The 18,950-nt window shown below is 36.8% G+C and carries 20 protein-coding genes and 2 pseudogenes; 11 read left to right on the top strand and 11 right to left on the bottom strand.

What is annotated here, in order from left to right; all coding sequences use genetic code 11:
* The 4 genes and pseudogenes from F6K18_RS30030 to F6K18_RS30015 form a co-directional block, all read left to right on the top strand.
* Positions 1-182 (top strand): annotated as a pseudogene (locus F6K18_RS30030) (hypothetical protein); the annotation flags it as partial.
* 723 nt (positions 183-905) lie between these two features.
* Entirely contained in the window at positions 906-1,520 is a 615-nt protein-coding gene (gene arsH / locus F6K18_RS30025) for an arsenical resistance protein ArsH (protein ID WP_287526352.1), read from the top strand.
* 2 nt (positions 1,521-1,522) lie between these two features.
* A complete protein-coding gene (locus tag F6K18_RS30020; RefSeq protein WP_287526350.1) occupies positions 1,523-1,972 on the top strand; it encodes a dual specificity protein phosphatase family protein in 450 nt (149 codons plus the stop codon).
* Between the two features lie 171 nt (positions 1,973-2,143).
* The gene (locus F6K18_RS30015; protein WP_287526349.1) at positions 2,144-2,398 is read left to right on the top strand and encodes a hypothetical protein; all 255 of its coding nucleotides are present in this window, start codon (positions 2,144-2,146) and stop codon (positions 2,396-2,398) included.
* Between the two features lie 277 nt (positions 2,399-2,675).
* Here F6K18_RS30015 and F6K18_RS30010 read toward each other — a convergent pair whose 3' ends face one another.
* The 5 genes and pseudogenes from F6K18_RS30010 to F6K18_RS29990 form a co-directional block, all read right to left on the bottom strand.
* Entirely contained in the window at positions 2,676-3,026 is a 351-nt protein-coding gene (locus tag F6K18_RS30010; protein ID WP_287526347.1) for a hypothetical protein, read from the bottom strand.
* A gap of 134 nt (positions 3,027-3,160) precedes the next feature.
* Positions 3,161-3,298, bottom strand: coding sequence for a hypothetical protein (locus F6K18_RS30005; RefSeq protein WP_287526346.1), 138 nt, complete (start codon positions 3,296-3,298; stop codon positions 3,161-3,163).
* Between the two features lie 112 nt (positions 3,299-3,410).
* Positions 3,411-3,773, bottom strand: a pseudogene (locus F6K18_RS30000) (phosphopantothenoylcysteine decarboxylase); the annotation flags it as partial.
* Between the two features lie 92 nt (positions 3,774-3,865).
* Positions 3,866-3,991 carry a hypothetical protein gene (locus F6K18_RS29995; RefSeq protein ID WP_287526345.1) on the bottom strand — a complete coding sequence of 42 codons (126 nt, stop codon included), beginning with the start codon at positions 3,989-3,991 and terminating at the stop codon, positions 3,866-3,868.
* Positions 3,992-3,994: 3 nt separating this feature from the next.
* Positions 3,995-5,197, bottom strand: coding sequence for an FAD-binding oxidoreductase (locus F6K18_RS29990; RefSeq protein ID WP_287526343.1), 1,203 nt, complete (start codon positions 5,195-5,197; stop codon positions 3,995-3,997).
* A 784-nt stretch (positions 5,198-5,981) separates the two neighbouring features.
* On the opposite strand from F6K18_RS29990, the gene F6K18_RS29985 reads away from it, so the two are divergent.
* Positions 5,982-6,773, top strand: coding sequence for an aspartyl/asparaginyl beta-hydroxylase domain-containing protein (locus F6K18_RS29985; RefSeq protein ID WP_287526340.1), 792 nt, complete (start codon positions 5,982-5,984; stop codon positions 6,771-6,773).
* 732 nt (positions 6,774-7,505) lie between these two features.
* Entirely contained in the window at positions 7,506-9,020 is a 1,515-nt protein-coding gene (locus F6K18_RS29980; RefSeq protein ID WP_287526337.1) for a GMC family oxidoreductase, read from the top strand.
* A gap of 377 nt (positions 9,021-9,397) precedes the next feature.
* Here F6K18_RS29980 and F6K18_RS29975 read toward each other — a convergent pair whose 3' ends face one another.
* Complete coding sequence (locus F6K18_RS29975; RefSeq protein WP_287526334.1) at positions 9,398-10,465, bottom strand: DMT family transporter; 1,068 nt, start codon at positions 10,463-10,465, stop codon at positions 9,398-9,400.
* 391 nt (positions 10,466-10,856) lie between these two features.
* On the opposite strand from F6K18_RS29975, the gene sppA reads away from it, so the two are divergent.
* From sppA to F6K18_RS29960, 3 genes are all read left to right on the top strand, one after another.
* Entirely contained in the window at positions 10,857-11,675 is an 819-nt protein-coding gene (gene sppA / locus F6K18_RS29970; RefSeq protein ID WP_287526332.1) for a signal peptide peptidase SppA, read from the top strand.
* Between the two features lie 38 nt (positions 11,676-11,713).
* A complete protein-coding gene (gene aroH / locus F6K18_RS29965; protein ID WP_287526356.1) occupies positions 11,714-12,091 on the top strand; it encodes a chorismate mutase in 378 nt (125 codons plus the stop codon).
* A gap of 323 nt (positions 12,092-12,414) precedes the next feature.
* The gene (locus tag F6K18_RS29960; protein WP_287526329.1) at positions 12,415-12,873 is read left to right on the top strand and encodes a hypothetical protein; all 459 of its coding nucleotides are present in this window, start codon (positions 12,415-12,417) and stop codon (positions 12,871-12,873) included.
* Positions 12,874-12,961: 88 nt separating this feature from the next.
* On the opposite strand, the gene F6K18_RS29955 is transcribed toward F6K18_RS29960, so the two are convergent.
* From F6K18_RS29955 to F6K18_RS29935, 5 genes are all read right to left on the bottom strand, one after another.
* The gene (locus F6K18_RS29955) at positions 12,962-13,243 is read right to left on the bottom strand and encodes a YggT family protein (RefSeq protein ID WP_124144827.1); all 282 of its coding nucleotides are present in this window, start codon (positions 13,241-13,243) and stop codon (positions 12,962-12,964) included.
* A 123-nt stretch (positions 13,244-13,366) separates the two neighbouring features.
* A complete protein-coding gene (locus F6K18_RS29950; protein WP_287526328.1) occupies positions 13,367-13,699 on the bottom strand; it encodes a hypothetical protein in 333 nt (110 codons plus the stop codon).
* 129 nt (positions 13,700-13,828) lie between these two features.
* Positions 13,829-14,290: a hypothetical protein gene (locus F6K18_RS29945; RefSeq protein ID WP_287526326.1), complete on the bottom strand. Its 462-nt coding sequence runs from the start codon at positions 14,288-14,290 to the stop codon at positions 13,829-13,831.
* A 113-nt stretch (positions 14,291-14,403) separates the two neighbouring features.
* A complete protein-coding gene (upp, locus tag F6K18_RS29940; RefSeq protein ID WP_287526324.1) occupies positions 14,404-15,054 on the bottom strand; it encodes a uracil phosphoribosyltransferase in 651 nt (216 codons plus the stop codon).
* Positions 15,055-15,129: 75 nt separating this feature from the next.
* Positions 15,130-15,261 carry a hypothetical protein gene (locus F6K18_RS29935; protein ID WP_287526323.1) on the bottom strand — a complete coding sequence of 44 codons (132 nt, stop codon included), beginning with the start codon at positions 15,259-15,261 and terminating at the stop codon, positions 15,130-15,132.
* Positions 15,262-15,279: 18 nt separating this feature from the next.
* Here F6K18_RS29935 and crtH point away from each other — a divergent pair, with 18 nt between their 5' ends.
* A complete protein-coding gene (crtH, locus tag F6K18_RS29930) occupies positions 15,280-16,839 on the top strand; it encodes a carotenoid isomerase (RefSeq protein ID WP_287526320.1) in 1,560 nt (519 codons plus the stop codon).
* A gap of 962 nt (positions 16,840-17,801) precedes the next feature.
* Positions 17,802-18,896, top strand: a complete 1,095-nt coding sequence (gene lepB / locus F6K18_RS29925; protein WP_287526317.1) for a signal peptidase I — start codon at positions 17,802-17,804, stop codon at positions 18,894-18,896.
* Positions 18,897-18,950: the final 54 nt, after the last annotated feature.

Below are 18,950 nucleotides of genomic sequence, written 5' to 3'. Positions count from 1 at the left end.
CTTTGTTTGGCTTAAATTCTGGGGCAGCTTTAGCAACAGTAGTGGGAGTATTAATAGAAGTACCAGTCATGTTGATGTTGGTAGAATTTTGTAAACGTACAGCTTTTTGGTTTCCTCGCCAACCAGAGAAGGCAACATTAATTGACCCCCGTTGTTGTGCGACTCCATTTGTTGGAGAGTAGGAGAGTAGGGGAGTGCGGGAGTGCGGGAGTGGGGGAGTAGGGGAGAAAGTTTCACTGAAGTCACAAGTCAGAAGTCATAAGTTAGATTTTATCTACTAAAAACTTTGATAGGACCATAGTTTGGGGCAATTATTTGACATTTATAAGGAGCGAAACTATTTATCAAAATAATATGGGTCGCGCAACCCCGTCTTTTAAGACATAATATTTTTGGAGAGTTGCTCACGCATCCCCGTTACAAAAATAACTTCTGAAGTCAGAAGTTAGATTTGATATACTAAAAATTTTGATAAGACCATAGTTTGGGGCAATTATTTGACATTTATAAGGAGCGAAACTATTTATCAAAATAATATGGGTCGCGCAACCCCGTCTTTTAAGACATAATATTTTTGGAGAGTTGCTCACGCATCCCCGTTACAAAAATAACTTCTGACTTCTGACTTCTGACTTCGTTAAGACATCCCTAAAGTGAATTGGCATAAATTTATTAGGACTTATGCAGTATAGCAATGTATTTTCGTCCAAAGCGACCGACAGCGTTTGCGGAGCAGTCCGGAACGAAAAGCAATCTCAAATCCTAGTTTGTCCTACCTCATGGGTAAATCCTGTTTTTGAAGATATTGAAACTGCCAACTTAAAATTTGTTCTTGACAACCTACAACCTACAAGCTAACACCTACCACCTACAACCTAAAACCTACCACCTTATAGAATTCAAAAATGACAAATTTTGACCATCCTCCAAGAATTTTATTCCTATACGGGTCTCTGCGCGAACGTTCCTATAGTCGTTTGTTAGCAGAAGAAGCTGCTCGGATAATTACAGAAATGGGGGCGGAAGTGAAGTTCTTTCATCCCCATGACTTACCTTTACGAGGACGAGTGGAAGATTCTCATCCGAAAGTTCAAGAGTTACTAGAATTGAGTCAATGGTCTGAAGGTCTAGTCTGGTCTTCTCCAGAAATGCACGGTAATATTACAGGTATTCTCAAAAATCAAATTGATTGGATTCCTTTAAGCATTGGTTCAGTGCGTCCAACTCAAGGAAAAACTTTAGCAGTTATGCAAGTTAGTGGGGGTTCTCAGTCTTTTAATGCAGTTAATACCCTACGAATTTTAGGCAGATGGATGCGAATGTTTACTATTCCGAATCAGTCTTCTGTAGCGAAAGCTTATCAAGAATTTAATGAAGATGGGACAATGAAAGATTCAGCTGATCGCGATCGCGTTGTTGATGTTATGGAGGAACTATACAAGTTCACATTATTATTGCGAGATAAGGTTGATTATTTGACAGATCGTTATAGTGAGCGTAAAAAAAAGGAAGGAAATTAACTATGGAAGAAAAAACAATTCAACCGATAGCAGAAAATTTATGGTGGGTTATTCCAGATAAACTGGCAGGAGTCCGCAAACCTTTGGCAGAAGAATTGCCTGAATTACAAACATTAGGTGTGAGGTCAATAGTCTCGGTGATGGATGACCCCTCTAATTTGGAATTGTACAAACAAGCTAACTTACCTCATCTGTGGTTACCGACTAAAGGCGGCACTCCTCCAAGTCGCGAACAGGTTCAGCAATTACAGGATTTTATTGATGCTCAAAATAATCAGGGAAATGGAGTTGCGATTCATTGTACCAGTGGTAGAAGACGAACAGGTACAGCTATTGCTGCGTATTTAATTGTTTCTGGGTTCACCTACAGTGATGCTATGGAGAAAATTTTGAGTGTAAATCCAGAAATTGATTTACGAGAAGCTCAAAGTAAGTTTTTGCAAGATTTTTAGCACCAACACTTATACAAAAATTTGGTTCCGGTGAGCCACCACAATCAAAAACTATTCAATTTTGGACGTTTACATTAACTGGTATTCCCGGCGCGATCGCTATTGCGTTACAATTAGGTTTACCTGCTAATTGGGTTGTTGTTAGTGGTTTGATGTTGTTTGGTGTAGTGTTTGCTTTTAATTCTGTGGTTCATTCCTACCTACCTGGTATTGGCATTTACAGATGATGACAAAGTAGCTTTAAATTTTGGCTTCTATTATATGGCTAATTCTGGTGGTCGTCTTGCTGGTACAGTTTTATCTGGATTAGTTGATCAGATATTTGGTTTAGTCTGTTGTCTGTGGGTATCAATGTTGTTTGTGTTGGGAGCAGCTTTAGTTCCCCTGAAGTTACCCGATCCTCAACCGAGTCAAGCTATTGCTTGAAAAGCTGGTGGGGGAGATTAATCAGTTATCAGTTATCAGTTATCAGCAGGACTTATGCAGTCAAGTAGGTTGGGTAGAACGATAGTGAAACCTAACCAAATTCCAATTTGAATGGTGTTGTGTTGGGTTATTATATCAAATCCGGATAACTACTATACCCAAGTAAGTCATTGCGACTGGAACGGAGTGGAAGGAAGCAATCTCGTGACACCCCTGAGATTGGTTCCTATCGTCGCAATGACCGTGGATTTGATATTACTTTTAACTGTTGATTTGATTAGCGATCGCATATTGTCAAAATTCCTTTTTCTGAACCTATTGGAGATATAAACCCATTTCCTTCTAGTGTTGTTTCCACAATAACTTGACCTGTAGCAGTTATTCGTCTGATTACTATAGGAAGAAATCTGCGAGTATTACAATCAATTTGCACTCGCATATAGACTTCTCTCATTCCATCTTCGTCTTCCTGGTCGTATTGCTTTAATATTTCTGCTCCCCACAAGTTATCGCCCAGGTATTCAATAGTGTTCATGTTTATTGATGTTGTGGCTTTACGGTTAGCTCCTACGGGATACCATTCTACCATCCGTTGTGTTATCAGCAGACTTGCAAAAAGTTCAAACATAATTAATTCCTCAATAACTAATTAAATTAATATGACTTAAACAGAAACCAGATTTATCTACGAAATTTCCTGATTTGAAACACAATAATCAGGGGAATAAACCCGATTTCTTCATCGGTTGCTACTCAAACCCCTCATCCACACCAATATTGTAGTTGTGTTCTTGAATTAGGGTTATATATAGATGTCAGACCAGTAAAGTTTTGACTTTCTCCGAACTGATTCTGAAGTTGTTTAGTTGTCGGTTTCTGATAAATTTCTCCTTGTTTCATTACAAACAATATTATAACTATAAATCCCGATATATATCGTAACAGTAAATCACTACTTTTGCAAACAATTATTTAGGCTAATGTTAGAGAATAAACTTATTGTCCACTTTTGTCATCTATTTACCGCATACCGCTCCAAAACAAAATCCCACAAACGATGCGCCATCTCTAATTTACTACAAGAGGGAATATCTAACTGCCAACCTTCTGCATCCAGAAAAATTCCCTGATTTGTATTACTGCCAAAACCTGCACCTTCGCGATCTATAGGGTTAGCAACAATAGCATCTAAATTTTTAACTCGCAATTTATCCAAAGCAGGCGCAACAATATCTCCAGTCTGTGCTGCAAAACCAATTAAATATTGGTGAGACTGCTTTAATTTTCCTAACTCTGCCACAATATCCGGTACTGGTGTCAAAGGTAATGAATTTGGTAGCGATCGCTTGGGCAATTTCTCACTACTATATTCAGCTTAAAACTTTTTTACTCATAATATTCGGCTATTTGACAATCTTTTCAGGATTTGAAAATTTGTAGCTCTAAGTGTATGAACCCAAAGTGGCACTAAATTTCGGTTTTGCTGAACCAAGGGATGAATTTTTGTACTTCCTCTTTCTCTATAACTTCTCCCACACTCCCCACACTCCCCACACCCCCCAAACGCACAAATTCATCCCGCACTCTATGCAACGCCTAAATTTCAGAACCTCTAGCTTCTTCAGCTTGAATGGTATCAGGTGTTAAATGTCGCCATCTAAACCTTTGAGAAAATTGATGTGATTTCCCTTCCACAACATCTGCTGCTATTTCCCCTAATAAAGGTGCCATTTTAAATCCATGACCACTGCCACCGCTACTAACAGCAAGACCTTTAATTTCTGGATGGTTATCTATCCAAAAGTGTCCGTCAAGAGTATCAGTATATAAACATTTACGAGTATATACCAAAGGTGCATCTACCAGTTCGGGGAAAGTCATTTTCAGAAAAGACCGCATATTTTCCACTTCATTATCCTTTATTCGGCGATCGCTATTTTCGGGATGAAGAGGTACACCACTAGAATGTTTAGCTATCTTGACAACACCATATTTAGGCAAAAAAGGAAAACCATACCAACCAGAATTAGAAATATCGGCTGCAAAAACACTCAAATATGGTGACGAAAAGTATTTAGGGTTTTGAGGTTTTAACCAAAAAACAGGATGACCAGTCGTTTTCATGTAAGGTTGTAGTTCTGGCAAAAGATAGGGAGTATTCGCACCTGCTGCTACCAGCGCATGACCACATTGAAAAGTATTTCCCTCTCTAGTTTTTACTCCTTGTAGCTTCCCGTTTTCTACAATCAAACTTTCTGCGGTTTGCCCTTGGTAAATTTCAACACCTAAAGAACAAGCATACTCAGTTAGTTTTTCTACTACCAGTGAAGATTCTACATAACCTGCTTTCGGATTAAAATTAGCATCTATGTAAACCGAGGTATTCACAACTGGAAAACGTTCTTTAATACTTTCAGCATTCATTCTGTCTGGAGAATAACCACTTTCGATGAGATTTTGGTAACTAAATTTTTCAAAGCTGTGGCGATCGCTTTCTATTTTATCTTTACACAGCATTAAAAAACCTACTTCGTGGTATAATTCTTCCCCAAAAAAATCATTCCACTCTTTCCAGCGATCGATACATATTTCTGCCATGCGGAAATATTCTTTATCGGTACCATATTCCATACGGACAACTTTAGTAATATCAGCAGAAGCTGCTAGATGATGGGGAATGGTGTCTGGGTTAATAACTGCCACTTTATATTTTCTTTTGGCTAATTCTACAGTAGCAGTGATACCAAAGATGCCGCTACCTACAATTAGAAAATCATATTTTGTATTGGGATTTTTCATTAGACATCTCCAGAAAAGAGGGAACAGGGAACAGGGAACAGGGAACAGGGAACCCACCCCTCGCCCCTCCCAGGAGGGGAGTAATTGATTATTTATGGATAAGAATTGATTTTATTTTGGATTTTTGGAATTTTTGTAGACTTTTTCCTGCGTCATACTTACCTGGAGTTTTGTGAGACTTAAAATATAATTGTCTGCCATAATATATTCCCATGTTAGTGAGCTTGTGAGACTGTTCACATAAGAATTTTAAGATAGCAATTAATTCGGGATTTTTACTTACTAAAACTTGCGGACAAGAGTAAATTGGAAACCGGCGGTGCGAAAACTTATTATTGATCATAGTAACAAAGGACAACTAAAGTTGTCTAGTCCAAACAACTCCCTTGTTTTCATGTCCCGGTTCAAACACGGGGAGCTTCAACGTTGCTTTGAGGTAAAATAAAATATTCGGATTAAAATCCGACTCCTCACCTTTGATCCATCGCTTAAAAGACTATGGCTTTCATGCTCCCGTGTTATTTAGGTGATTTTGTATCCGCTCAGTAAATTGGGGGTAAATAACAGCTTGACAAGAACTATGATTATTTAGAGAAAATCATAGATTTATGTAGATAATCGTAGGTTTCTAAGAATGGATACCAAAAGACGTAGTGCCATAGACAATTTTTTTAAAATGTTTTAATTATTCTGGACTTCCAAAATATTAGTTTGTGTACTATATTAACTTGGACTGGTTAAATAAAAACTATCCAAACAGCTTAAATTCAAGCCAAAAAAATCTATGGTGAATCTCTCTTTAGAAACAATCAGGGCAAAATTTAGGAGAATATTAATATATAGTATTGGAGTTAAACTTCTTGGATATTATGAAAAGTTAATTCCTAAATATTCCTTGATTGGCGATACAGCATTTTTTGACTCTAAACAATTTGACTGGACCACTGAGGTAGAAGCAAATTGGGTATTGATTCGGAAAGAATTAGATGAACTCCTCAAATACCGAGATAATTTACCAAATTTCCAAGACATTTCTCCAGACCAAGCTGATTATACTAGCCCTGATGATTTGTGGAAAACATTTTTTATGTATGGGTATGGTATTAAATCAGAAAAAAATTGTCAAAGATGCCCTGAAACAACTCGTTTAATTGAAAAAATTCCGGGGATGAAAACAGCATTCTTTTCTATTTTATTGCCTGGTAAACATATCCCCGAACATCGAGGTCCCTACAAAGGAGTTGTTCGTTATTTATTAGCATTAAAAGTACCTGAACCAAAAGAAAAATGTCGTATTCGGGTGGGTGATGAAACCCGTCATTGGGAAGAAGGAAAAAGTATGATGTTTGATGATTCTTTTCCCCATGAAGCTTGGAATGAAACTGACGGTGTCCGTGTAGTTTTATTCTTAGATATAATGAGACCAATGGGTTTTCCTCTTTCAGTTTTTAATGAATTATTTATGAAGCTAATTGCAATTTCTCCCTATATTCAAGATGCTAATATTAATCAGAAACATTGGGCAGACCGTTTAGAAAAATTGTTTGCACAAGAACGTGAAAAAGAGAAAGTTTAAAGTTGAAGAAGGCAGAAGATAGAAGGCAGAAGGCAGAAGCAGGAAAATATTGTGTTGTCTGAGTTTTAAGCTGTCGTTCTGTCCTAACCTTTCCTTCGACTGCCATAAACTAAACCAGTCATTTCAGTTATCAGTTATCAGTTATCAGTTATCAGTACCTCTAGTTAAAGTCAGAGGCTTGAAATATTGAACTTGATTTTTTTTAATACCCTTGAAAGGGGAGGCTATTGACCTTATTTTTGGGTTAAACTGAGCAAGACAAATTTCCCTAACTATTCTGTTACGACGGTAATAATTTTTATTGTCTACCAAATCAATAATAGCCTTGAGGAAGGCAGAAGGCAGAAGGGAAAATTGCATGGGGATTCTCACCCCAAAAAATTTTGAGCACCCCCGTTGACGGTGGGATATTAAACCCATAAGGAAAATGATAATAGCTATAATTTTACTTTATTATTGATTGATGCCCTCAGCTAAACTCTAAACTTAATAGTATTGTTTTAAATTCAGAGGTTAAGTAAGGCGATCGCTATTTTTTTTGCTAGAGGTAAACTTGAAATTTTTAGCTTTTTTATATTGATAATATTTACTCCCCTTTTTGTTCTAGATATAAAGTGTTTTGTATCTCAAATAACAAAAAATTAATGAGAAATTATTCATATATTTTAGGTAACTTATACTTAAGTTTATTTAATCAAAAACAAAACTCAAAAAATATATTTGGAGAGAGTAGTGGGTTACGATTTTGACGCAATAATTATTGGCAGTGGTGCAGGGGGAGGAACAATTGCCCATACTCTAGCAAAAGCTGGTAAACGAGTTCTCCTTGTGGAACGTGGTCCTAGATTTAGTGATGTTGAAGCCTTTCAAGATGAGCAACGAATGCTGATTGATAAAGAAGCTTTTGATGATCGCCAAATTCAAGTAAATGGACGTAGCGCCCAACTTCACATCGCAGGAATATTAGGTGGTGGTACATCCCTATATGGTGGGGTACTCATGCGCCCAAGTCCATACGATTTCCATCCAGGTAAATTTTATGACCAATGGTTACCCCGTCATCTATGGGATTGGCCAATCACTTATGATCAAATGGCTCCCTACTTCGACCAGGCAGAAGCTTTATTTAATGTCGCCGGGGATAAACCACACAAAATGCTGAATATTGGTACGCCAAGTAATGGTTATCCGGCCACAGTTCCCCCACTGGAACCAATTAACCAACAATTAGAAAAAGGTATTAAAGCTGCGGGACTAACTCCATTTCATCTTGCCTTCGGTATAAACTTCGATACTTGTCTACGTTGTTCTAAATGTCCTGGTTTCTATTGCCCCAATGAATCTCGTGCTTCTACAGTGATGCGTGCTATTGATAAGGCAACTCTTAATTATAACCTCAAAGTTCAAACTCTGACAGAGGCAGAACATTTAGTTACTAATACCAGTCAAAAAGTTACTGCTATCCGCCTTCGTTGTCGCAAAACTGGCACAGTTGAGGAACTCACAGCCAAAATTTATATTCTGTCTGCTGGAGCATTGGGTAGTCCAGTCATTCTGATGAAGTCTGGTTTAACAGGGGGTAGCGGACAACTAGGGCGGAATTATATGTATCATTGTGGTGCTTTAGTGGCAGGATTATTCAAACAATCTACTGGTGGGGCGGATAAATTTATTAAACAGTTAGGGTTTACAGACCTCTATCTTGGTTCCAAAGAATTTCCACATAAATTAGGGTTAGCTCAAACTGTACCTATTCCTGGACTTCTTTCTCTACAAGAAAATTTTCCTGTGCCAATTCCTCAACCTATCGCCGAATTTCTGTTGAAGCGAATGTTAGTAATAACTGGTATTGTGGAAGACTTACCCCAAGAGGAAAATCGGATAGAAGTTGGTAAGGATGGGAAAATTCGTCTGTTCCACAAATTTCATTCTTATGATGTTTTCCGTTCTCGGTATTACATGACTAAGTTAAAACGGGTATTTCGGTCAGCAGGAGCGGTATTATGTTTTGGGGCAATGGGTCATAAGGATGATATTCATACGTCCCATCAGGTAGGTACAACTCGCTTTGGTAAAGATCCAAATACATCTGTGCTTGACCAAGACTGTCGTTTACATGACCATGAAAATGTCTTTGTTGTGGATGGTGGTTTTATGCCAAATGCTTTGGGTGTTAGTCCAGCTCTGACTATTGCGGCTAATGCTCTTAGAGTTGCAGATACTATATTACAAAAAGCGATAATTTGAGAAAGGAGGAGAAGGAAAGCATTTGTTATTCTGGTGAAATCTGTAAACACCACACCATTATAGGTTGTTTGTATTTGGTGCGTTACATTTCATTAACGCACCCTACTGGACTAATCAGAAATAGGGCTTGCCGAGCGAGTCTAAAAGCATTTACAGATAAAGAATCAAGCCTTTTTTCTGGGGAAAAAAAGCGCACGCTTTTAGGAGTTAATTGCTCAAAATGTCAGCCTTACAACTAACTTTACGACTATTTGAACCATAGGCAACTACTTAAGTTGTCTCAATCTTTCACTATGCAACGCCTAATTTGGTCTTTCTACTCCCACTTTCACCTTAGCTTCAATCGGCTTTTTCTGAGAATGAAGGTAAATTTATAATTATTCTGATATTTCAACTCCAACTGGCACCTTAACTTCAACTGCTTCCTGTTGAGACTGTTTCAATAAATTGCCTGTAGTGGTATTTGAAACACCTTCTTTTTTTGAACTCCTCAATTTCAACTTCTCAGCTAACACATCTCGTTGATTAATCAAATAAATACTAACTAAAGTTAAACCCACTCCCACTGACTGTAACGAACTCAAAACTTCCCCTAAAAACAAATTGCCAAACAATAAAGCAAAAATTGGAGTTAGAAAAGTTAAAGCACTTAAACTCGTAAGATTTCCAGAAGAAGCAAAATAAAAGAATAAACCATAGGCGATCGCGCTGCCGAAAATAGTCGCATAACCCATCGCTATCCAACCATACCCATCAATATTTACCCACTGCTGAGACTCAAACCCTCCGGAAAGAGCAAGTAATGGAACACCACCTAAAATCAAATGCCAACCAGTTGCCATAACTGGGTCACTATATTTGCAAACCCAACGCACTAAAACTGTTCCTACTGCCATAGATAGAGATGCTAATAACATTAACCATTCTCCACTTTGAAACAGTGCATCTATTCCCAGAGATGCTTCCATTGTTTCTGGATGCAGCAAACTTCCAATCCATTCATCAGGCAAACCAATTAAACTAATACCAAAAACACCAATACCTAACCCTAACCAACCCCAAAATCTAATTCTCTCTTGAAATAACCACAATGATAAAATAGCTACTGCCAGAGGTTGGGAGTCAATCATCACCGAACCCAAACCAGCACCTGTTCTGACTAACCCTTGAGCCAAAAATCCCTGAAACAAAGCACCATCTACTAAGGCAAATAATAAAATCCACAACCAAGCTATTTTTCCTTGTGGTTGAGGTCTTCCCTGAATAATTCCTACCAGTAACAATAATATACCTGCTGGCAATATACGCATTGCTGCCATAAAGAATGGTGTTGTCTGAGGAATAACACCTTTCATCGCTACCATTGCAGTTCCCCAAAAGAAAAAGGGAGCAATTAGTAAGAGTGGTGCAAAGGGGAGTTTTGAGTTAGTCAGTTTTAGCTGCATAGTAATTTCAGTTATCAGTTATCAGTCATCAGTTATCAGTACCGACCGCTGTTTGCGCAGCATGACCTAGGAAAATCAGAGGCACCGAAATACTGAAGTTTAATTTTTCTGTCCCCTTGTAGAGCGACAGCTCGTGGCGCAGCCAAGGGGAGACTATTGACCCTATTTTTTGGTCATTATTTTATACATTTTAATATTAAAACTTTATTTACAAATTGTAACAATTTTTCATAGAAGTATTTATTATTAAATTTAATGAATTAATAATAAGGCAAAATTTCCAAATATTCATTAAATATTATCTTTGTTGACAATTTAAGTTGAATATGTTATTAAATAAATTCAGATAATTTGTGCTATGATTAAATTTGACTTTTGACTGAATAAAAGTATGATTTGGCCATTTAAGCCTCGGTATCGTAAACAAATTGCCCGAATTGAAATTAATGGTGTCATCGCGAGCGACACCAGAAAGCGAGTTTTAGAAGCACTAAAAACGGTAGAAGAAAGAAAATTCCCTGGTCTGTTACTGAGAATTGATAGTCCCGGAGGCACTGTTGCTGACTCTCACGAAATTTACAATGCCCTGAAAAATTTGCAAGATAAAGTCAAAATTGTATCTAGTTTCGGCAATATCTCAGCCTCTGGGGGTGTGTATATTGGCATGGGTTCTCAACATATTGTGTCTAACCCTGGGACAATTACAGGTAGCATTGGGGTAATTTTGCGGGGCAATAATATAGAACGTCTTTTGGAAAGAGTAGGGGTTTCTTTTAAAGTAGTAAAGTCTGGTCCATATAAAGATATATTGGCCTTCGACCGAGAAATGACAGATACAGAAAAGCAAATTCTCCAAGACTTGATTGATAATAGTTATCAGCAATTTGTCAAAATAGTGGCTGAGGCACGAAATTTAGCTGTAGAAACTGTCAGAAGTTTTGCAGATGGCCGAATTTTTACAGGAGAACAGGCATTAGAATTAGGTGTGGTTGACCGTTTAGGTACTGAAGAAGATGCCCGTAAATGGCTTTGTGAACTGATAAAATTAGACCCAGAGAAGACCGAAAGTTGTACCCTCGAAAAACCAAAATCTTTAGTAAGTCGAGTTTTGGGCAATAATCAGGTATCATCAAAACTATCGGCAGCTCAAAGCTGGGTAGAATTTGAAACCTCTACTAATGGTTTACCTTTGTGGCTGTATCGACCTTAAATTCAAATAATAAAATTGTTGATTGGGAGGATTTTGGCGTGGTGTGGCGAGTTCAAGCAATTCGTGGGGCAACTACTGTCTCAGAAAACTCAAAAGAAGCCATTCAAGAGGCAGTAACGGAACTACTAGATGAACTAGAGAACCATAATCAAATCGATCCAGGCCAAATTATTAGTACGACTTTCTCTGTAACTCGTGACTTAGATGCTATTTTTCCGGCTGCGATCGCCCGCCAACGTCCCAACTGGAATAATGTACCTTTATTGGATGTGCAGCAGATGCACGTTGAAGGTAGTTTAGAACGTTGTATTAGATTTTTGATTCATGTAAATATGCCAGAAACCCATGCCCAAAAAATTGTTCATACCTATTTGCGAGGGGCAAAAAATTTGAGACCTGACTGGCAAAAAGCTTGAATAAGGCAGAAGGCAGAAGTCAGAGTTGCTTATGGATAGTCAACGATCAGCCACTCCGTATCTGATAACACCAAGCAATTTTAAGTATCGCAAGTGACTGTGGGGTATTAAACCTGCAAAAGAAAAGAAATAGCAATAGTCTGCTACGGTTTTTTTTCTACGCAACGTTACGCGAATGCAAATTATTAAAGCAGACTATAATATAGCCAATATATTCAAGGGTGAGTTTAGCTGCTTAATTTCACTAGACTCAATTTTTTTTGATCACCTTTCAAGAAAATAAGCTAGAGTTATTTATAATTCTCAATCTAAATTTTTATTATATGAGAGCGCCATTTTTTGCCAATATTATTATATCTGCCTTTGTTGCCATAGTAACTTGGTTCTGGACTAGCCCTGCCTGGGCAGCAATTCCAGTTCAGCTGTACGATCTAGAATACAATCAATGTCCTTCTAGCTTAGAAAAAGGAATGATTTCCAGTGGCTCTAGTATGGCAGCTAACTGTTTTATTATCGCTGGTAAAGCCAAAAATACTACCGATAAAATTTTGTATGATGCTGATGTATATGGACGTATTTATGATGCTGATAATAATAATGTTATGCAAAATCGTACAAGACTTGGGTCAATTGAAGAAGTCCCCCCAGGTGTAACTGATTTTGAAATTAGAGTTTCCATACCAGCAAATCTGCCTACTCCATTGAGACTTAAACAGTTTAAATCATCTGGCTTTTCTCATAAAGTTCGGTGGCAAACTATTGAAGAATTTGATGGGTTTTAATTATTGAAGGCAGGTTGATTTCTAAGAATTAATATCTTTTTTCAATCTGCCTCAAAGTTTTTTTAAAAGAAAACTATATTGATAGATACTAATAAGCCAAGCCATTTAGTAACCCAGTCAAAACTTGAGCAACAAACTGGAGAGCAAATATAGCGATTATGGGAGAAAAGTCTATACCTCCCAAGGGTGGAATAATAGAACGAAATATATTTAGATAAGGATCAGTCAATTGACTCAATACAGAAAATGGTGGATCGTACCAGTTAATATTAGGGAACCAACTTAATAAGATCCTAATGAACATTAAAATTAAGTATATTTGTACAAATGTTCCTAAAGTTTGTGCTAGTAGTCCTATAGAGGCATTCATAAGCTTGATTATTCTGAAACTACAAACAATAATAGATATTAAAGTTTAGTTTAGCACAGCTTTGTGTTGTTAATCTTTCATTCTGAGCCATCTCTAAAATCTATTTTGAACGTAGATTTATTTTTAATAATCTGAGGATTCTTCAGAGAGCGATCGCCCAGTATTTCCCAAGTTTCCATTAACACCATTTATTTGTTGGCGCACTTCATCAATTGCTTGATTCAATTGGGCTATTTTACCTTCCAAGCTTTGACGAGTTTCTTCTATAATTTCTGATTCTTTTATAGCTTTTTGTTTTTCAGTATCTTCTGGAGTCTCTAATAAATTTTCTGCTTCATCTATATCATTATCATTAGACACTCTTGAACCTACTAAAATTCCCAATAACCCACCTACCAAGCCGCCGACTGCTGCTCCTGCAATCAAACCACTTGCAAAACCATCTTTATTACTCATAATTTAGCAAATAGCTAATCGTTTATATTAATGTCTATCTTCAAAAATAGCATATTTTTAATATAATCTCAATAATTAATTTTGATTTACTTCAAGTGGCCAGTTATTTCAGTTATCAGTTATCAGTTATCAGTTGTCAGTACCTCTCCAATAAGAAGGCTTGAAGTATACTTGGAAGTGGGGGAGTGGGGGAGTGGGGGAGTGGGGGAGTAGGGGAGTGGGGAAGATGAAATATTGGAGAATTATAGAATTATCAACAGATATTAAGCATCTCCTCCATAAAGAGGGAGTAGCGAGTAGAGGGAAAGAATTGATCGATAAGAGTGCGATAATTGATTTGATTTTTCGGCGTTGGTAATTTGAGGTATGATACCATGTCCGGATAAGAGCGCCATAGAACTCCGTGACCTTTAGGCGACCAAAAAACTTTCTCCTTCTACTCGGGGTTTCTTCTTCTTTCTTTCCCTCCACCTGAGGGGCGAGGGGTGGGTTGACTCGGTCCTCCTGACTTCCCCTCCCAGGAGGGGTTAGGGCGAGGGGTGGGTTGACTCCTAAAGGATTAAGATTAATATCATACACGCGCTTTACCAACGCCGATTTTTCATTATTTCTCCCTGTTCCCTTTTGCCTGTTCCCTCTTTTCTGGAGATGTCTATATAATAGATAATCAGATTCTATGTAGAACCCCACCGGATTTGATATAACTAAGTACCAAAAGTTCGATCGCCAGCATCGCCAAGACCTGGTACAATGTAGCCGACATCATTAACAACCTCGTCAATAGTTGCTGTATAGATAACCAAGTCAGGATAAGTGGTACTCAACTTTTGTAGAGCAGGAGGAGCTGCTACTACAGAAATTATTCTGACTGAAGCAACATCAACCCCACGCTCTGTTAATTCAGTCATCGCTTGCATAATTGTGCCACCAGTAGCTAACATTGGGTCGCAAATCAAAACCCTAACATTAGTGGCAAACTGGGGAGGTAGTTTATTCAAATAACAGCTAGGTTCGAGAGTTTCTTCATTTCTAACTATTCCCAGATGATAGATGGATGCTAATGGTAAGACAGTTTGCGCTCCTTCTAATAATCCTAGACCAGCTCGGAGAATTGGTATTACTACGACAGGGACTTGAGGATTAACAAAAGTAGCAGGAGATTCAGCTAAAGGAGTTTGTACTGTTGTTTCTATTATTGGTAACCAATCTCGAATTGCTTCATAGGTTAACCATCGACCTAATTCTGTCATTGCAGAACGAAATAGAGCGGAGGGTGTATTTATGTCACGAGCTACCCCTAACCAATGTTTGACTAAAGGATGAGGTGGGACATAAACACGAAGTTGCATAGTCATTTCAGTTATCAGTTATCAGTTATCAGTTATCAGTACCTCTAGTTAAAGTCAGAGGTTTGAAATATTGAACTTTATTTATCTTGGTTGATTGGATATGGCGCAGGTTTCCTCGCCATCCATCGACCGCTTTGTCACGCCACTATTAAACTTTGATTGACTCAAATCAAACATTATTAACATCATAAGCGCTACACTAAAATCTAGCAAATTTTCAAAGGTGTTACTATGACAATTTCTCCTGCATCTCAGTCATTAACTGACAAATTTCCTCCAATACTTGAATATGATGCAATAGTTATCGGTTCTGGTATTGGTGGTTTAGTTACAGCTACTCAACTTGCAGCTAAAGGAGGCAAGGTTATAGTATTAGAAGGTTATACTATTCCTGGTGGTAGTTCCGGTTATTTTGAAAGGGAAGGATATACATTTGATGTTGGTGCATCAATGATATTTGGTTTTGGTAAGAAAGGTACAACAAATTTATTGACTCGTGCTTTAGATGCGGTAAATGTTAGCATAGAAACAATTCCTGATCCTGTACAAATACATTATCATCTACCAGATAATTTAGAGTTAAAAGTTTACCAAGAATATGAAAAGTTTATCCAAGAATTAACTCAAATATTTCCCCATGAAAAAAAAGGAATTCGTCAATTTTATGATGAATGTTGGGCAGTGTTTAATTATCTCAATTCTATGGAGTTATTATCTCTGGAAGAGTTAAAATATCTCTCCAAATCATTTTTTCAAAATCCTGGTTCTTGTCTGGGTTTATTGAAGTATTTGCCTCAAAATGTAGGTGATGTTGCACGTCGATATATTAGCGATAAAAAATTATTAAAGTTTATTGATATGGAATGTTATTGTTGGTCAGTAGTGCCGGCAGATTTAACACCAATGATTAATGCAGGAATGGTGTTTTCCGATCGCCATTATGGTGGTATTAATTATCCTAAAGGTGGTGTGGGTAAAATTTCTCAAAAATTGGTAGAAGGTTTGGAGAAAACAGGGGGAGAAATTAGATATAAATCTCGGGTTCAAGAAATTATTATTGAAAAGGGAAAAGCGGTAGGAGTGAAGTTAACTAATGGAAAGGTTTATCGGGGTAAACGGGTTATTTCTAATGCGACGAGATGGGATACTTTTGGTAAATTAATTCCAGCAGAAAATATACCGTCAAGTGAGAAAAAATGGCGCAGTAATTATCAAAAGTCACCAAGTTTTTTAAGTTTACATTTAGGAGTTGAAGCTTCTGTATTTCCAGCAGGTACAGAATGTCATCATATTCTCTTAGAAAATTGGGAAAAAATGGAGGAATCAGAAGGTACTATTTTTGTCTCTATTCCTACACTTTTAGACCCAGATTTAGCGCCAAAAGGTTGTCATATAGTTCATAGTTTTACACCGAGTTATATAGAAGATTGGCAAGGATTAACAATCAAAGAATATGAAGCAAAAAAAGAAGAAGCTGCGGGGCGAGTTATTGATAAGTTAGAAAAGATTTTTCCCGGTTTAGATGCTGGTTTAGATTATATGGAAGTAGGAACAGCTCGTTCCCATAAAAGATTTTTAAATCGTGAAGATGGCACTTATGGACCTATTCCTAGTCGTAAGTTACAAGGTCTATTAGCAATGCCATTTAATCGTACTGCAATACCTGGTTTATATTGTGTTGGAGATAGCACATTTCCTGGTCAAGGTTTAAATGCTGTGGCTTTTTCTGGTTTTGCCTGCGCTCATAAAGTTGCTGTTGATTTAGGATTAAAAAAAGGAAGAATTCATTAATGGATAATGGATAATGGATAATTACAAGAAGGTTAAAACCGTTACGGAATTGAATATAAGGAAATATTATTTCTTCTCTTGGTCGATTGGATATGGCGAGGAGACCGCTCTTATCAGAGCCGCTCCGCTAACGCCATCCCTCGACCGCTTTTTTTACCCTTAAAAGGGGAGGCTTTTAAGCTGAATTATTTAATTAACAATTATTAATAATTAATAATTCGGTAAGAAGTAATATCAATTTCATAAAATGTTGCTATATTGGTTATTTTTGTAGAAATCAGTAAGGTCAATTTATGAATTGTCTCTAAAGAAGTCAGGAGTCAGAAGGAAAGCAAATATATGAATAATTTTGAGGTAATTTGACTATAACTATCTTGTTAGGATTTAGTAGAATACAATTTTGAAAAATAATGTGGTTAAGCAAGAAGGGAGAAAATGGTTCAACAATTAATAATTAATAATTAATAATTACCTCTCCTTGAAAATAAGAGGATTGATTAAAAGGAAAAATTTTTCTTGTTTCTCCTTTAAAGGAGAGGCTTTAAACCTTAATTATTTGGTGAATTTTATCCCTCAATCAAAAGCAAAAAGTTGATACAAAAAACAAGTATTTATAATTAACATCCTGGTGCATATCATATTTGCAAAAATACTTTTTTTCCTGATATATTGCCTATTGCCTATTGCCTATTGCCTGTTGCCTAAAAGCGATAATTTTTTGGTTTTATTCAAGATTTAGATGCACCCTAACATCTTCTATATCTATTTATAGAGAAGATTTATCAGACTTGGTATGATTTTATCTCCTACGGAGTTGATATGAATGAAAAAATTAGTTTTTAGGTGTTTGTGCAGCATTCCGCAGGAAATGTTGATGCTTTTAGTTTGACAATAACTAATCAATTAAACCTAATATAGTATGTACTTTTTGTAAGTAAAATTATCATCAGCTAAGATAAAAAATGAATCAATCTATTTTTACTAAAGAACCATGGCTTGCTGTCAATTTATCATATTTTTTCCCAGGAATAGGGCAGATATATTCAGGAAATATATCTAGAGGTTGGATACTAATCATTTGTAGCTGTCTATTTTGGGGATTAGATGTGTACTTCATATTTAATCCAAAAAGTAATCCTATAATTGGTATAGCTTTTTTACTAGCTTATAGTTTGTTATCTATATGGAATCTTTTTGATGCTCATAATTGTGCAAGAAAAGCCAATAGTTCTCAATTTGAAGAAGCGAGAAAAAATAGTAAAGACCCATGGTTATCTGTGTTTCTTTCTCGATTCATATTTCCAGGAGTTGGTCACATATATATAGGTAAGATTTGGCTTGGTGTTTTATTAATTATAATCTTCATATTTAGTTCACTTATTCCCTTCTTGACTCTTCTAGTATTTAGTTTTGCTGTTTATGATGCTTATCGGAGATCGCCTGTTCATAGACAAATCTCAAAAAGGCTTTTATTAAGTATTTTTGTAGGGATAATAATAACTGGCGCATTCAATTTTTATATCCCAGCATTGATCGGAAAATTTGCAGAATCTCGTTATATTCCATCAGGCGCAATGTTGCCTACATTGGAAATTAATGACCGCTTGATTATAGATAAGTGGAGTTATAATTTTCAAGAACCACAACGGGGTGATATAGTCATATTTATGCCAACAGAAGCATTAAAAAAACTATATAAAGATCCTTTTATTAACAGAATTATTGGCTTGCCAGGAGAAACAATAGAAGTAAAAAATGGAAAAGTTTATGTAAATAATAAACCTCTAGAAGAAAAGTATTTAGCTTCTGCGGTTAACCCACAAGAAAAAGTTACTGACAACTCCAAATATCAGCAGACAGTAATAGAGGTTTGTCCACCCGAGCAACGATTTTTATCTAAGTCTATTACTCTACCTGAAAATTCATATATAGTAATGGGCGATAACCGTAACCACAGTTATGATAGTCGCTGTTGGGGTTATATTCATCGCTCTAATATTTTTGGTAAAGTCTTCAAAAGATTTTGGCCTATAAATAATGCAGGACTTATTGAATAGTTTCAGCTCTCTTTGCAAGAGCAGGGTCAATTTATTGTCACTAGAGAAAAATTG

The sequence above is a fragment of the Okeania sp. SIO2C2 genome (assembly GCF_010692625.1).
Taxonomy (GTDB): domain Bacteria; phylum Cyanobacteriota; class Cyanobacteriia; order Cyanobacteriales; family Microcoleaceae; genus Okeania; species Okeania hirsuta.
Note: the sequence above shows the minus strand (reverse complement) of the source record. Positions and strands in the feature narration are given on the sequence as shown.

Excerpts from the sequence above, each read along its gene's own strand:
- arsH (WP_287526352.1), top strand. The coding sequence starts at position 906 with ATGACAAATTTTGACCATCCTCCAAGAATTTTATTCCTATACGGGTCT.
- F6K18_RS30020 (WP_287526350.1), top strand. The coding sequence starts at position 1,523 with ATGGAAGAAAAAACAATTCAACCGATAGCAGAAAATTTATGGTGGGTT.
- F6K18_RS30010 (WP_287526347.1), bottom strand. The coding sequence starts at position 3,026 with ATGTTTGAACTTTTTGCAAGTCTGCTGATAACACAACGGATGGTAGAA.
- F6K18_RS30005 (WP_287526346.1), bottom strand. The coding sequence starts at position 3,298 with ATGAAACAAGGAGAAATTTATCAGAAACCGACAACTAAACAACTTCAG.
- F6K18_RS29990 (WP_287526343.1), bottom strand. The coding sequence starts at position 5,197 with ATGAAAAATCCCAATACAAAATATGATTTTCTAATTGTAGGTAGCGGC.
- F6K18_RS29985 (WP_287526340.1), top strand. The coding sequence starts at position 5,982 with ATGGTGAATCTCTCTTTAGAAACAATCAGGGCAAAATTTAGGAGAATA.
- F6K18_RS29975 (WP_287526334.1), bottom strand. The coding sequence starts at position 10,465 with ATGCAGCTAAAACTGACTAACTCAAAACTCCCCTTTGCACCACTCTTA.
- sppA (WP_287526332.1), top strand. The coding sequence starts at position 10,857 with ATGATTTGGCCATTTAAGCCTCGGTATCGTAAACAAATTGCCCGAATT.
- F6K18_RS29960 (WP_287526329.1), top strand. The coding sequence starts at position 12,415 with ATGAGAGCGCCATTTTTTGCCAATATTATTATATCTGCCTTTGTTGCC.
- F6K18_RS29955 (WP_124144827.1), bottom strand. The coding sequence starts at position 13,243 with ATGAATGCCTCTATAGGACTACTAGCACAAACTTTAGGAACATTTGTA.
- F6K18_RS29950 (WP_287526328.1), bottom strand. The coding sequence starts at position 13,699 with ATGAGTAATAAAGATGGTTTTGCAAGTGGTTTGATTGCAGGAGCAGCA.
- upp (WP_287526324.1), bottom strand. The coding sequence starts at position 15,054 with ATGACTATGCAACTTCGTGTTTATGTCCCACCTCATCCTTTAGTCAAA.
- crtH (WP_287526320.1), top strand. The coding sequence starts at position 15,280 with ATGACAATTTCTCCTGCATCTCAGTCATTAACTGACAAATTTCCTCCA.
- lepB (WP_287526317.1), top strand. The coding sequence starts at position 17,802 with ATGAATCAATCTATTTTTACTAAAGAACCATGGCTTGCTGTCAATTTA.